Here is a 15,416-nt window from a genome sequence, read left to right as displayed (position 1 = left end):
GCCCGGGGTTCGCTAATGCATATGCCGGAGAGCTATATAATATTCGGAACCTGCCAGACAACGGGCGTTACCCTGATCTGCTCGTTCAGCCATCCTTGCGCAATCATCTTGAACATCCACGGATCTCCGCTGCAAAAAAACTGATGAACCGGCAGCTTATTGGAGGTCGCCAGCATTCCCTTGTGATACAGGATCGTGCTGATTTCCCGCGCGGTCTCCTCCGCCGAGTTAATCAAAGTAACATTCGGTCCCATGACCGAAGCAATCGTATCCGCAAGGAATGGGTAATGCGTACATCCGAGAATCAGGCAATCCATCGGGGTTTCCTTCAGCTCGCTGAGCGATTCCTCGACGACCCGCCGGGTTTGCTCACCGTGGAATACGCCCTTCTCGACCAAAGGCACGAACAAAGGACAGGCCCGGCTCACGACTTCAATGTGAGGTGAAATTTGACGCAGCGCCGTTTCGTAGGCTTTACTTTGGATCGTTCCGATCGTTCCGATAACGCCGATATTCTGGTTGCGGGTCATTTTGATCGCTGCCCGGGCTCCGGGATGAATGACGCCGACCACAGGAACGGCCAGTCTGGCGCGGATCTCCTCCAAGGCGACGGCCGTTGCCGTATTGCAGGCGATGACCACCATTTTCGGGTGAAACTGAAGCAAATAATCGACGATCTGATGCGTGAAGCGAGTAACCTCCTCGGCCGGCCTCGGTCCGTAAGGCGTCCGGGCGGTATCTCCGAAATAAACGATTTTCTCCTGCGGCAGTTGGCGCATGACCTCTTTGACCACCGTCAATCCGCCGACTCCTGAATCCAATATGGCTATCGCTTGCTGCACGGTTATTCGCTTCCTTTATGTTGGTCTGTTCACTTCTAGGTTTATGGTATGTAGGGCGAAAAGGAAAGGTGTCCGGTTCGGCTTGTTCCGCCGTTCGGATCATTTTATCTTAACAGACCCCGGCCAAAAATAAAACCCGCCCTGAGGCGGGTCACGGCTCAAAACGGAGCGTGCCGGACGAAAACTACTTCGGAGGCTCGATATCGCTTAACAGCGCAAACTCGTAGCCCGCTTTTTTGACGGCTTTGATGATTTTATCCAGCGCCTGGATGTTTTCCGGCGAACCTTGATGCATTAAAATAATGTTGCCGTCATGCAAATTGTTCATGATGTCGTTGTAGGGGTCCTCCGCCCCGTTCTTGCGGGGCTCCCAGTCGCGCATGGCCGTAGACCAGAAGACGGACGTGTACCCCATATCGGATACCATTTTCAATAAGTGCATATTATAGCGGCCGTACGGAAAACGAAAATACGGCTGGATGTCCTTCCCGGTCACATCTTTATAAAGCTTCTCGTAATCTTCGATTTCTTTGCGCACCTGCTCGTCGGTTTGCGTATTCATATCCGTATGCGTCATCGTGTGGTTGGCGATTAGATGCCCGTCAGCCACAAGCGTCCGGATGAAATCGGGATTTTTCTTGACGTTATAGCCCGCGATAAAGAAATTCGCCTTCACCTTGTTATCCTTCAGCGACTTGACCAACGTATCGATATCTCCAAGCGGACCGCCGGTATCGATGGTCAAATATACTTTTTTCCCGGTCCCGACCCAGAGCGCCTTCATGTCTTTCGTGTAGTTTTTCGTCTCCGCCGGGAAATTCGGGACCTGGCCTTTGGGCTTCTTCATGTAATACCACGAGAGCGCCTTGCGGTCTCCAGTTCCTGCTGCCGGTGGTTCCTTCGTTTTGCCGCCCGTGACGGCTGCGGCCGGATTTTTCGGTCCGGATGCGCCCGCTTTGCCGTTATCATTGACAGCTCCTGCTGTGCCGGATAGCTGGCTTTGCTTGTCCGCAGGCTCGGACGTGTTCGGTTTGTCCTTCGTCGTTTTCGTTTCTTTCGTTTCTTTTGTTTCTTTAGCTTTTGCTTCTTTCGTCTCTTTCTCCGTTTTCGCGTCCTTGGCTGACTCCGAGTTGACGGAGGTCGCCGGCGGGGCCGGGACAACCGAAGAATCGCCGGACAAAGCGGATGACTTCTTGGATTCAACCGTTTTCGGTGAATCGGTCGGCTTAGGTGTTTCGGCCGGTTTCGGCGACTCGGTCGGCGCGGGCGGCTCGGCGGCGCGCTCACTGCTGCAAGCTGCAAGCATGAGAGACAATGCCGCTGCAAGCATCCAAGTCGCCTTTGTCTTGTTGTTCATCGCTGTTCCCCATTTCGTTGGTCGTGGAGTCATTTGGTACGGTCAGAAATCCATCGATCGAACACGAATAATTGTTCGTATATATTTTACCAAACGACGTAACATGTGGCAAACCGACGTATATCGCTAGTCCATTACGCAAAAAAAGCGATGACTAATCTAAATCGAAAAATCAAAAGCCAAAAAACCATGCTACAGGCAAGGCTAAAAAGCTACAAAATATACTGTCGGCCCCCTTAAGGCGCTCAGAAAGTCTCTCGACGGTCTTCCTGCTGCTTCCCTCCTTGCTCGCGGAATAAGTCCATACCGGGCATGGCACATAAAAAAAGACCTCTGCAGCGGAAGTGCAAAGGTCGGAGCTTGTTGAGCAAGTGGGCTTTTCAAAAATAGAGATGCAAACGGAGGTGGGGTATCCACTGGAGAAGCGATAGCGGCCGCCTTTGTCTTCGGGAAATGTCCGCTAACAAGCGGCTTTCAATCAAATTTCCCGAGGACAACAGCGGTCGGAAGTGGATACCCCACCCCTCGTAACCTCTATTATCTCAATTGACCATTTTCTCAACTCTAAGACCCCTGCGCAAAACCGCAGAGGTCTTTCGACTGATACGCAGAAGGCCGAATGAGCAGCTTTCGCTTACTTGATCGTAATTTTGTGCACCGCCGTATTTTGAGCCCCTTTATCGTCGGTGACGGTCAATTGCACCGTATAAGTGCCAGCGGTGGTAAAACGGTGCTTCGCTTTGACGCCGGTAGCCGTTCCGCCGTCGCCGAACTTCCATTCGTAACGGACGATTTTTCCATCCGCATCGCGGGACGCAGAGCCGTTAAACGTAACCTGCTGCTTCTTCTTCGCCGTATCCGGCGCCGAAATGGCTGCGACCGGCGGCACATTGGCCGGAGGCTGGGTGCCGGTTACGTACACTTTGCCAGGCGCTTCGAATTCCGCTTGGTTGCCCGCACGATCCCAGACACGGACAACGACGACTCCGCCGTTAAGTACTAAGGACGACGGTGTCTGATAAGTTCCCTCGTAGTGTCCCGGTCTCGTTTCCGTCAACGGAATCTCGTTACGCGCCTTGCTGCTCAGCAGCAGCGGCAATTCGACGCGGAAAGAGGCATTCAGGCCGGGCGTGCTGTCGAAGGATACATGAAGCGGCTGTCCTGCAGTGAGTCGAACATCGGCCGCAGGCGAGAGATTATTGATTTTCGGCAGGGACAGATCGACGTACACGGCACGGGTGACCGTCGTTTCATTGTCGGCAAGGTCTTTTGCCGTTACCGTCACAAGGTTCTGGCCTGGATTGATCAAAATACGATGAGCGAAGGCGCCGTCGTTGCCAATCTCGGCCCGCTGCCCGTTCACCGTCAGCGTGCTGAAGAACTGGTCGGTCGCCGTCCCCGTAACGTGAAGCACCTCACTATTGGTTCTTGCTCCCTCCACCGGAGAGAGAACGACCAATTCCGGCGGTGTCTGGTCCAGCGTGACGGTGACGGGCTCCGAACGGTCCGTCGGCTTGCCGCCTACGACCGCTTCGGCGCTCAGCAGGTTCGCCCCGGGCTTAAGCTGCACGGTCAAGCTGAACTGTCCGTTCTGCACGGTGGCGGTTCCGGCCACTTCCGTTCCGTTATACAACTGGATGGTCGCTCCGTTCGCCGGAGAAGTTCCTGTGACGGCAACGGTCGGCTGCTTCGTGTAGAAGTCATCGGCAGGCGTCGTAATAACGGGCGCGTTCACCGGATAGCGGACGACCGCGCGGATCATGTAGTTCCCCTCTTCTTTGGGAGAAGCGCTCCATGCGCCGCCGACGCGCTGCCAGCTGCGCAGTGCATTTTTACCGCTCTCATCGGTTGCAAGCCCAGGTGAATTCGGATTGGCTACCGTCTGGATATAGACGACATAGAAGTCGCCCTGTACGGTGACGGGCTCGGCCAAATCCAACGTCGTCCATTGATTGTTGCGAAGCGCGGTGCCGTCGAACGGACCGGCAAGCTGACGCCCGGGTGCCCCACCGGCGCCGGAAGCGTCATAAATGGCGTATTGGAACGCCGTCCCGCCCGGCTGCGGCCATTCCGTGTTCCAGAAGCGGAGCGATACGCCCGTCACTTGCGCGGAACCGGACTCCGGCGTCATCCGAACGGCCCAGGCATTGTTGGCCGCATTGAAGGCTCTTGCATTCTCGGGCGTGCCATCGTCGTAAGCAATTTCACCGGGGAAGCCGATGAACGGTTTCAGAGTGACCGGAAGCTCCACGGTGCCATTCGGAGTAACGGTTACTTTGGCCGTTTTGCCATAGTAATCTTTTGCCGAAACGGAAAGCGTATAGCTGCCTTCCATCACATCCAGATTAAACCCGCCATAGACGTTCGTCGTCACAGGGGCGACTCGGGGGTCTTCCTGAAGAACCACGACCGCGCCCGCGATCGGCTGTCCGGTACGTTCATCCTTCACGGTGCCGTTAATTAGGCCGTGAGGAATGGCTTCCAGATTAAAGTTGGCTTTGACGTCGGTCCCGTCGGTAATCGTGACAGACTGGGTCCGCGGATAGTACCCGTAAGCTTCCGCCTTCAGCGTGAACTTGCCGGCCACATGTGTCAAGCTGTAGCGTCCGGTGGCAGCATCCGTTTTGACGGAACGGCCGGTTTCAAGCACGGTGACAGTTGCGCTTGCAGGCAAGCTCTCCGTTCCTACGCTCTCGTTGTTCACTACAGGCTTAAACTCGCTTTTCTCAGTTCTTGAGATCTTGTACAGCGGATTGTCATAAACCGGCTTCGGCTTTTGCACATTCATCTCGGGAGCCGTATTCTGCGTCTGCACGGCGGTAGTCACATTCAGTACTTGGAAGTTGTCAATGTACCATCCGGCTTTCGATACGGTATTGTCGCTTTTCAGTCTGAAGCGGATTTGGACCTCTTTCCCGGTGTATTTATCCAGATTGTAGTAAACAGGGCTCCATTGCTTTCCGCTCGTGTTATGCGAGAATTTGCCCAACTCGGACCAAGTGTCTCCCCCGTTTGTCGAGATTTCCACATAGCCGTAGTCGTAGCCGCTTTCGATTTCAAACCAATGCTGGAACGCCAGCGTTGCATTCGTCACATTCGTCAGATTGATGCTCGGAGAAACGAGCGAGGCGTCGGCACCGTTCTCGTAAGTTCCGTCCAGATCCGTTCCCCATACGTTAGGCTTGGATACGGCTTCTACCGGTCCGGGAGCAGCGGGCACTCCACGTTCCCATTCGTCCTTGGCTCCGCTGTGGGTCCAGCCGTTATCCGTATTCGAATCGAAAGAGTCACTGAACAGGATAGCGGGACGGCGAACGGTCAGCGAAGCTTCGTTCGACTTGACGCTTTCGTTACCGCTGTAATCTTTGGCGGTTACGGCATAGTAGTAGGTGGTATTCTCCACCGTATTCGTATCGGTATACGTTGCCGATGTAACTGTGCCAATCGCTTCATAGCCTGTGCCGGAACGCGTGGAGCGGTACACCTTATACTCCTTCAAATCTTCGTCGGCGGGCGGAGTCCAAGTCAGCGTGACATTGCCGACAGGGTCTGCCGAAGCGCTCAAGCTGCCGGGGGCTGCCGGGGCGGCATGATCCGGCGGCTGGATGGAAAGATCGTCGATATACCATCCCGCTTTCTGCATTGAGGCGTCGCTGGTCAAATTAAACATCAGGGAAATCTCTTGGCCCGCGTACGGCTTCAAGTCCACATACTGCGTTTTCCAGCCCCCGCTGCTTCCCGTGAAGGTCAACAGCGGCACGAAAGCATCGTCGCTGGTCTTGGAGGCGATGTACACTTTGCCGAAGTCGATATTATTTTCCAAGTCGTACCAGTGCTTAAAGGAAAGCACGGCTCCTTCCGGACTTGCCGTAAGATCGATCGGCGGGGCAAGCAAATAGGAGTTGGCGCTGGCCGGATAAGTGCCGGTCAGATTGGTGGCGACCACCTTTTGCCCGGAATAAGCGCTTCCCGGACCGCTGCTCGGAACGCCCCAAGCCCAAGCGCCCCCTTCGCCTCCCGTGGTAAAGCCCATATTGTCTTTCTCGAAATCCTGGAAATAGCCCGGCTTAACGCCGCTGGATACCGGAATCTTGTACACGCTGCTGTTAAAGCCGTTGTTGCCGTAATCGTTCACGCGGATATAATATTCCAGCCCTTTCGTGTCGAGCAGAAACGCAGGGATCGTCGCTTCATAGATACCGTCCTTGCTGTCGCCCGACTTGCGCTCCATCGGAATGTACGTGTAATGATCCGTTCCTGCCACTTTGGCAAACAATTCGACGGCGTTCACGGCTACATTATCTTTCACGCGGGCGGAAACCCGGGCATCCAGCCCCTTGAAAACGAGGGTTAACGGCGTATGCTCCAATACGGGAGCATCGTCATCGTCCCCGGCGGTTACGACTTTGCCGGATACCGTACCGACTCCCTCCAGGACGGACCCGACCGCATCAAGCGCGTTGACGATGCCGTGACCGTATCCGTTGTTCGGGGTGACGGGATATTGGCTGTCCGTTCGCTTGGTCGCCGTATCCATAAGGATTTGCTCGAGCTGATCCACCGTCAAGGAATGATTGGCTTGCAGCAGAAGCCCGGCAATCGCGGTCGTATGCGGGCCGGCCATCGAGGTACCGTTCCAGCCGCCCTCATATTTTCCACCCGGCACGGAAGAACGGATATTGACCCCGGGAGCCGAAACCTCCGGTTTAATCTCGCCGTAAGGAGAAGGACCAAGGAGCGAGAAATCGGCCAAGTTCTTGTTGATGTCGGTCGCGCCGGTGGCGAACGCTTCGGGATAGTTGGCCGGATTGGCTACGGAGCCGGGTCCGCCGGGATTCGTCGCTCTCTTGTTCCCCGCCGAAAATTCGGGGAAAATTTGCGCGTCCCGCCAAGCTTGAACCATGGGCCGGAACCATTCGTCGAGTCCCGCGCCGCCGCTCCAAGAGTTGTTCACGACATCCGGCGCCAGCTCGGGGTGAAGATTACCCTGCGCATCCTTGGGAGCAAGCAGCCATTGGGCGCCGTCAAGAATAATGGCGTCGGTCGTGCTCGGGTTGAAGATCCGCACCGCGATCCATTTGGCCCCGGGGGCAACTCCGATTTGGTTCGTGCCGTTCGCCTCCGAACCGACCATCGTTCCCATCGTATGGGTACCGTGGCCGTCTCCGTCAGCCGGCAGCGGCGATCTGCTGTGGGGATCGTACCAGCTAAGCTCCGGATTCACGACGTTCCCGGAAGCGTCCAGCCCCCGCCACTTGCGCTGTAGCGCGGGATGCGTGTACTCCACGCCCGAATCCAGGTTGGCCACCACGATGCCGGTGCCGTCGATGCCCTTGGCCCAAACCTCAGGAGCATTGACCTGGGAGATGTTCCACTCCACGTTGCTCGGTTTGATCGCATCCGTTTTCACATTATCCTGTTTGACTGCATCCGTTTTGGCCTCAGCTTCTTTGTCGATTTCCACTTTATCCAGGAACCGCTCTTCATTCGGCAAAATTTTGTCGACTTCCGGGAGCTGGGCGATATTCTCCATGACGGATTTGCTGCTCGTTACCGCCATGGCGTTTACAATAAAGAAGCTCTTGTAATCCTTAACTCCCCCCTGCTCAAGCTCTTTCTTCAGATAATGTTCCAATGATTGCTGCGAGCGGGAAGCCGTTTCGCGGAGCGAGCTGACAACGGAGCTCCGTCTGGCAAGCTTGATTGCAGCTGGCGTGGCTTTTTCGGCAGTGAATTTTTGCAGGGCATTTTTGGAAGCAGCTGTCGTATCCGTCTGCTCTTTCATTTTAACGAGGTAAGTGACGTATTCGTCATCGGCAAACTGCTGGCTGAGCTTGGAAGAAACTTTATCGGTGGCGATGCGGGGAGAGCTGGATTTGAGATCGGTCTTTTGAGAGACGCTTGTGTTATCGGCACTGGCCGGATAACTGAAGGTTAGCGATAGGAGAATAGCCATCCCCAGGGAAAGATGTTTACTTAACTTTTTGTGCTTCAACAATATTCATCCGCTCCTTTGACTTGGTTTCAGCAATTTCGTGGCATCCTCCAGAGAGAACATCTGCGGATCTGGTTGCTTTCAAGTCATGCCTTACCGGAATGAGAGTCGACGAACAATCACCTCCAAGCAGGGACGAAGCAAGGGAATTCGATTGTCGAAGCATATCCCTATGAGATTTTAATAGAGTAGCTGATAATGATGATAGTATAATCTTGTAAAATAAGATGCACAAGAACAAATATGTAAATTTATACAATAAAATAAGAAAATGGTATGCAAGCACTACAAAAAAGCGCTTCAAGAGATCGGTAATCCTGTCTCTTATAGCGCTTGAATATTTTCAATGTATCTTATTTACCATACTTTCGACAGCTTATTCACCGAAATTTCGGCAGCCAATCGCCATGAGCCTCGATCAGATCGTCGCACAGCGCCACGATGTCGTCGATCGACAGCTCGGCCGACGTGTGCGGGTCCAGCAGCGCGGCATGGTAGATGTGCTCCTTTTTGCCGGTGACGGCCGCTTCCAGCGTCAGCAGTTGGGTATTGATGTTCGTGCGGTTGAGCGCGGCCAGCTGCGGCGGAAGGTCCCCGACATACGTCGGCGTCACGCCGCTCGCATCGACAAGGCACGGCACCTCGACGCACGCTTCCTTCGGCAAATTCGTAATAAGTCCGGAATTCATCACGTTGCCGCCGATCTTGAACGGCTTATCCGTCTCCATCGCTTCGAGCATGTACGATGCGTACTCATTCGAACGGCTGTGTGTCAGGCTCTTGTCGTTGACGAGTTCCTCGCGCATCGTCTTCCATTTCTCGATCTGGTGGATGCAGCGGCGCGGGTATTCGTCCAGCGGAATGTTGAACTGCTCGATCAGCTCGGGATACTTCTTCTTGATAAAGTAAGGGTGATATTCGGCGTTATGCTCCGAGGATTCCGTCACGTAATAGCCGAACCGGAACATCAGCTCGTAGCGCACCATATCCCCATGCTTCTCCTTCTGCTTCTCCGAAGCGCGGCGCTTGATCTCGGGATACAGGTCTACGCCGTCCTTCGTCACCTCCAGCAGCCATGCCATATGGTTGATGCCCGCGATCTTCGCCTGCACTCCCCCGCTGTCCAGCCCCAAGCAGCGGAACAGATGCGGCACGCATGCCTGTACGCTGTGGCATAGCCCTACCGTCTTGACGCCGCCGTATGTAATCATCGCATTGGTCAATACCGCCATCGGGTTCGTGTAATTCAAAAACCAGGCGTCCGGACAAACCTCTTGGATGTCCTTGGCAAAATCCAGCATGACTGGTATGGTGCGCAGGTTCCGAAAAATGCCGCCGATCCCTATCGTATCGGCAATCGTTTGACGAAGGCCGTACTTCTTGGGAATTTCAAAATCCGTAATCGTGCAAGGATCGTACCCGCCGACCTGGATGGCGTTCACGACATATTTCGCGCCGCGCAGCGCTTCCTTCCGGTCCGTATACGCTTTCACTGTGCAGCCGCTGCCGAGCGAGATTTTCAGATTGTTCAGCATGTTCTCGGAATCCTTCAGCCGCTCCAAGTCGATGTCGAACAATGCCAGCTCGAACTCCTGCAGCGCCGGCGTGAGCATGACGTCGCCGAGCACGTTTTTGGCGAATACGGTACTGCCTGCTCCAAGAAAAGTAATCTTTGCCATCTTCTTTTGCCTCCCCGCTTGTGGAAACGTCAATGTCTTACCTGCTTTGACTATACTCCGCTTCGCTGGGAATGCATATGGACACAAACCACTTTCGTATGGAGAAATGTAGTGCGTCTTATTTCTTTTCAGCCACCCACATCAAAATTTGCAGAACCGTAATCAGCGCGAATGCGACCAGCGCCAGGAACGGAATCGTGACGAACCCGAACCAATCGATATAGTCCAAGTCGCATGGAACCGGGCCGCACGCCGCTGCTCCGGTCTTGAACCAGTCGGTCTTCTGCATGAGGTAATGGTATAGCGAAATGCCCCCGCCCCAAATGGACATTGGCAGAACATACAGGTACATATGTCGTTCCTTGCGCACGGCTGCGATGCCCAGTATAATCACGAGTGGATACATCAGGATGCGCTGGTACCAGCACAGCTTGCATGGGGCAAACATCATAATCTCCGAAAAATACAGGCTCCCCAGCGTAGCCGTGAGCGCCACAACCCATGACAGATGGTGCCCGTTCTCCCGGATGGTCTGCTTCCAATTCATTCGTCAATCTCTCCCTTCTTTCTTGTCTACATCATATCAAAACTGACGGAGGTGTACCATCATAGCTCATGTCTATCACGAGGCGGCGTTCAATCCTCACCCCGGCAAAGGCGAGCTGACCGTGCTGTTCGCAGGCCACGCCCAGACCGCAGCGCAGCACAAGGTCGGACCGCAGGTGCTGGACTATCATTTGGTGCATACGGTCGTTTCGGGCCGGGGCAGTTTTCGCTGCGTGCATCGGGATTACCGTCTGGAGCGAGGCAGCAGCTTCTTTATTTTTCCCGGCGAGCTGGTCACCTACGTTTCGGATGCCTCGGAGCCGTGGGCGTACCGCTGGGTCGGCTTCAAGGGCGAACGGGCGGACGAGTTTTTAGGCAAGGCCGGCATCTCCCCGGATAAACCGGTGATTTCCTCCGACCGGCTGCGCCGATTAATAGCGCTTTATTATCAATTGGAAAAAACGCTGCAGCTCTCCAAACCCGGCTGTGATATGCAAGCGGGCGGCTACTTGCGCCTCTTGCTCGGCGAATACGCACAGGACCGGATGCGCGAGGAGGTGCCGAAAGAGGAAGGCTCCGTCATTCAGCAGCAGGTGGAACAGGCGATTCGGTGGTTGACGCTGCAGTATTACCAGCCGATCTCCATCGAGCAGATGGCTCAGACGCTCGGGTACCACCGGACGCACCTGTCAAAAATGTTCAAGCAGCACACCGGTCTGTCGCCCATGCAGTTTTTGCTGAAAATCCGCATGGAGCGCGCGAAGCTGCTGCTTCAGGGGCCGCTGACGATCGAGCAGGTCGCCTCCTCCGTCGGCTTCGGCGATGCGCTGTACTTCTCCAAGCAGTTCAAAAAATATTACGGGCGCTCGCCTTCCGAATACCGTCACCATCAGCAGGTCAATCCGTACGACTGCGGAGGCTAGCAACTTTTGGGCGGACCGGCGCGTCTTGAGGGGAGGAAGACTCCAACACCCGAGCGGAAAGGAGAACTATATTCCTGATGAGACGCTATTTCCCGGCAGCCTTGCTTCTGATCTGGGTCTTCGGGCTGATATGGCCTGCAGGAGAGGCAAACGCGCTATCCTGTGCCAGACAACCGTCCGTCAATGAGGAATTCGCCCGCAGCACAGTTGTATTTCATGGCAAAGCCGTTGGCGAGCGAAAAAACGGAGCAACGACGTTCGAGGTGACAGAAGCCTGGAAGGGCGTCGCTTCCGGAAAAATCGACGTGCAGGTAAGCACCATGTGGATGACGGTGCAGCAAGGCGAGGCGTATCTCGTCTACGCCGCCCAGAAAAACGGAGTGCTGACTGCGCACCTCTGCGGCCGAACGGCGCTGTGGGAGCTGGGAAACGGGGATACGGCGTCTTTTCCCCCGGCATCCTTTACGCCCAAGGGCTCCCCGTCAGCGCCATGGAGCTTGACGGTTGCAGGAGCGGTCGGGGCAGTCGTATGTTTGGTTATGCTGACAAGCTTCGTCATTGCTCGCCGTGATCCCAAACAAAAATAAGCGGACAGCCGCTTTCACATTCGAAAGCGCTGCCCGCTTATTTTTTACGCATCTTATAAAAACGCTGCCTTACACCGAGAAGCTGTACGCCACCTCGTTCGCTTCGTGCCGGACCAGTCCGGCCCATTGCTCCCGCGGCACAAGATCGACCACAGCTTTGACGGTGATCCGGCCGAAATCCAGCTGCGGCACCTGCTGTAGCGTCAGCCGGTCGGTCATCAATCTGCCCAGCAGGCCGGGAAAACGGGCTTCCATCTGCTTCAACCGGTACAGCCCGGTTTCAAAGTCCTTGCGCGACGCGTTCACCGAGCCGAGTACGCATTTGTTCTCCAGCACCAGCTCCTGGTTAATCTGGTCGGAGGAAATCCGGATGCTCCGGTTGCCCGGGGTTACGCCGAGGAGCGCCAGCACACCGTTCGGCCCCAAGGCGGCCATCGCGTCAAACGCGAGCGGGCTGTAGCCCGTGCATTCGAAGATGAGGTCCGCGCGCCGGCCGTTTCGTTGCAGGAACGCCCCCAGCGGGGATTCGGCGGGAGTGCCCCCGGAGCCCGCCGGGGCGGCCGCTTCGTCTTCCGCCCGCGCGTACATCGCTCCGCAGGCCCGCACCAGTTCGGCCCCGATCGAATCGTCCGGCGACTTGGACCATACCACAGTATCCAGGCCCAGACACCGGCACGTTAGCGCAGCGAGCAGCCCAAGCGGTCCCGAGCCGAGCACTACAGCCGTCCTCGGCTGCCAGACGAGCCGCTGCTGAATGCGCTGCACCTCGTTCCACACCTTCTCGACAATGCTCTGCGGCTCGGCCAAGATCCCGTAGGCGAGACTTCCCGCGGGCACCTTGACCAAATATCTCGCATCCTCGACATAATAGTCAGACAAATACCCATGCGCGCCACGGATGCCGCGTTCCGTATACTGCCCCGTTTCGCAGAAATCCTGCTGCCCGTTGCGGCAGTTGACGCATCCCGGCTCCGCGCACGGCCTGCGCACCAAGGCGCAGACCGCGTCTCCCGGCGCGAAGCCCGTGGCCGGAGCCGCCTCTTCCACGACGCCGAGCGATTCGTGCCCGATCGTCAGCGACGTTTCGCCAGCCGGCGGCACGCCGTACTTTTCGCTCATGATCTCGCGGTCCGTCCCATCAAGGCCGATGCAGAGCACGCGGACAAGCACGTCCGTCTTCGTCTGCTGTACGGGACGCTCGACCTCAACCAGCTCCAGCTTCGGCGACGCCGCCCCGGCCCCCGTTCCGCCCGCTGGTGCCAGACCGGTTACGCGCACCGCCTTCATCGCTTCTCACCCGCCGCATGAAGCAGCTTCGCGTCACTCTGATCCTCGCGGCCCCGTTCCTGGTGCCGGAACAGCTTCAGCTTCGCCAAATATTCCTGCACCACCTTGACGAACGTCGCATGGGACCAGGTCAGCGGCGAAACGGACATCGGCTCGCCGCTGAACGGATGCACCTGTTCGGCCAAAATCCCCGAAGGCAGCGCATGACTCATCGTCCATCGCAGCAGATCGGCCGCCTCCTTCAGCTCTTCTTCGCTCTTCGCCGCGGCAATCACATATTCCGCATACCAGAGCGTGCAAATAAACCACGGGTTGCCGGGCACCTTGCCGACATCCTTCGTCACCTGATGATAATAATCGTTGGAATACCGGGCAAGCCCGCCCACTTCCGTCTGCACCCAGAGCTGCTGGCGGATTGCTTTCATGGTAGAAACGACCCGCGGGTCGTCCGGCGGAAACATTCCGAAGTCGAATATCGCGTACATGCTCGCATCCAGCGTTAAATCCGGCTCGTACGCCTGCTTCTCGTCATTCCAATAGAGCGAACGGATAAACCGCTGCTCCTGCTCGGAATAAAGCGAGTGCTCGACCGCCTGCTTCACGCTGCCCGCCTTATCCCGGTAATGCATCGCCCTCAGCTTGTCCCCGAAATGCTCGGCGAAGCCCGCAGCGGCAAGCAGCCCCGCATAGACGCTCGCGACCGTGAACAAATGCACGCCGTAGCGTTCCTCCCACAGGTCGTGCGAAGGCAGCGGCAATCCGGAAGCGTCGGTATAACGCGCCATGAAATCGGCCGCAGGCAGGACGAGGTTGTCGTAGTCGTCGCGCGCTTCATCCAGCGTCCGGGCCTGACGATGGTGATGCCACAGCGCGAACAGTACAAGCGCCGTCTCGTCCTCCTGGATGGCAAGCTGCTTCTCGCCGTGGGCATTGACCCACGGGTGCCAGCTCGAACCGACGGAGCCGTCGGGGTTGTACTTGTGGAGCAAATAGCCGTCCTCCGACAAGCCCCGCTTGCAAAACTGGAAAAATCGTTTCGTCAGCGCATGGTATCCGCTTCGGTCAAGCGCATGCGCGATTAGCGCGCCGTCCCGCGGCCACATATACGAATACGTATCGCGCGCAAACTTCAAAATGTCTGAATCGTTGGCAGCCAAGATGGCCCCCCGGTTGTCCGTATTCGTGCGGACCACGAGCAGGCTGCGCTTGTAAAAGGAAGCGATGTCCGGCTCAAGCAGCTTCAAATCGTGCCGATCCTGTCCGAGCCATTGCCCCCAGTAGTTGTACGTGCGCTGCAGCAGCGCTTGCGGCGTAGCCGAACGGACCGTGCGCTCCAGCTTGCGGATCTCCTGATCTGCCCGGGCGAAGCAAATCCAGAACCAGGCTTCCTTTGCACCCTTGGCCGGTACCCGCAAGGCCAGCTCGACCGTTCCGTCAACCGACCCTTGTGCAATCGGATTGCCGCCGAGCCGTCCGTCTTCCGCATCCCGCCAAGTCCCTTCGAGCCGGTTCATTTCCTTTTGCCCGGTCGCATACGAAGTCACTCCCGCCTCCTTCTGATCTGGCCCCCGGCCCGACAACGACAAGTACCGGTGCCCCTTGTAAAATACAAGCGATCTCAATTCCGGGTCGTAGTATGCCGTATCGCCCACGCCGTTGCCGTACAAATGCAGATCCAGATGGAAGTACAGCTTCACCTCGCGTTCCCGGTCCCAGTCGTTTTCCACGACCACCTTGCGGATAAAGACATTCTCCTGTACGTCCACGCCGTCACGAAGCTGCAGCTTGAGGCCGAGCCGTTCGTGCGTACAGACGACGTTCGTAATCAGGGTATCGTTCAAATAGCCGGACTGCTTCTTCAGCTCCGGGTGGTCGATCCAGAAAAAATCTTCCGCCGTCCACACGCCAAAATGCGATAAATGATCCAGCGCTTGATTCTCCTGACCGACATAAGGGAAATAAATATCACGAACATTGTAATGGACGTCAAAATTAATAAGCACGTTGCCGTTGCCTATAGGCAAATCACGGGCCATAACGCTTCATCCCCTTCCTGCTCACCCTAATTTTCCCCATGAGTGGAAGGAATTTATGCATTCGACATAAAAACCCGTCGCATCCTTTGGTATATTATGGTATACTAAAAGTAAATGTAAGAAAAGGCCGACCTGTAGAGGCCAGCCTTCGTTATGAATATGGT

Annotated in this window: 9 protein-coding genes; 2 read left to right on the top strand and 7 right to left on the bottom strand. The window is 56.2% G+C overall.

The genetic code is table 11. The features are described 5' to 3' along the window. Positions 1-32: 32 nt before the first annotated feature. The 5 genes from racE to NI000_RS19160 all read right to left on the bottom strand — a co-directional run bounded on the left by racE (position 33) and on the right by NI000_RS19160 (position 10,420). The gene (gene racE / locus NI000_RS19180) at positions 33-842 is read right to left on the bottom strand and encodes a glutamate racemase (protein ID WP_253413066.1); all 810 of its coding nucleotides are present in this window, start codon (positions 840-842) and stop codon (positions 33-35) included. 184 nt (positions 843-1,026) lie between these two features. After that, entirely contained in the window at positions 1,027-2,199 is a 1,173-nt protein-coding gene (locus NI000_RS19175) for a delta-lactam-biosynthetic de-N-acetylase (RefSeq protein ID WP_253413065.1), read from the bottom strand. Positions 2,200-2,833: 634 nt separating this feature from the next. Further along, positions 2,834-8,197 carry a S8 family serine peptidase gene (locus tag NI000_RS19170; protein ID WP_253413064.1) on the bottom strand — a complete coding sequence of 1,788 codons (5,364 nt, stop codon included), beginning with the start codon at positions 8,195-8,197 and terminating at the stop codon, positions 2,834-2,836. A gap of 377 nt (positions 8,198-8,574) precedes the next feature. Beyond that, positions 8,575-9,873, bottom strand: a complete 1,299-nt coding sequence (gene melA / locus NI000_RS19165; RefSeq protein WP_253413063.1) for an alpha-glucosidase/alpha-galactosidase — start codon at positions 9,871-9,873, stop codon at positions 8,575-8,577. Positions 9,874-9,991: 118 nt separating this feature from the next. Next, positions 9,992-10,420: a disulfide oxidoreductase gene (locus NI000_RS19160; protein ID WP_253413062.1), complete on the bottom strand. Its 429-nt coding sequence runs from the start codon at positions 10,418-10,420 to the stop codon at positions 9,992-9,994. A gap of 121 nt (positions 10,421-10,541) precedes the next feature. Between NI000_RS19160 and NI000_RS19155 the strand changes: the two genes are divergently transcribed. Both NI000_RS19155 and NI000_RS19150 read left to right on the top strand, forming a co-directional pair. Further along, positions 10,542-11,342, top strand: coding sequence for an AraC family transcriptional regulator (locus NI000_RS19155; protein ID WP_253413061.1), 801 nt, complete (start codon positions 10,542-10,544; stop codon positions 11,340-11,342). Between the two features lie 77 nt (positions 11,343-11,419). After that, entirely contained in the window at positions 11,420-11,929 is a 510-nt protein-coding gene (locus NI000_RS19150) for a hypothetical protein (protein ID WP_253413060.1), read from the top strand. 69 nt (positions 11,930-11,998) lie between these two features. Here NI000_RS19150 and NI000_RS19145 read toward each other — a convergent pair whose 3' ends face one another. Together NI000_RS19145 and NI000_RS19140 are read right to left on the bottom strand one after the other, a co-directional pair. Then, positions 11,999-13,216, bottom strand: a complete 1,218-nt coding sequence (locus tag NI000_RS19145; RefSeq protein ID WP_253413059.1) for a glucose 1-dehydrogenase — start codon at positions 13,214-13,216, stop codon at positions 11,999-12,001. Next, on the bottom strand, positions 13,213-15,252 hold the full coding sequence (locus tag NI000_RS19140) for a glycoside hydrolase family 15 protein (RefSeq protein ID WP_253413058.1): 2,040 nt from the start codon (positions 15,250-15,252) through the stop codon (positions 13,213-13,215). Before NI000_RS19140 ends, NI000_RS19145 begins: the two co-directional genes overlap by 4 nt. Positions 15,253-15,416: the final 164 nt, after the last annotated feature.

It is taken from the genome of Paenibacillus tyrphae, from assembly GCF_024158745.1.
GTDB classification, from domain to species: Bacteria; Bacillota; Bacilli; order Paenibacillales; family NBRC-103111; genus Paenibacillus_G; species Paenibacillus_G tyrfis_A.
The sequence above is the reverse complement of the archived record's forward strand: the minus strand, read 5'-3'. Positions and strand labels throughout refer to the sequence as shown.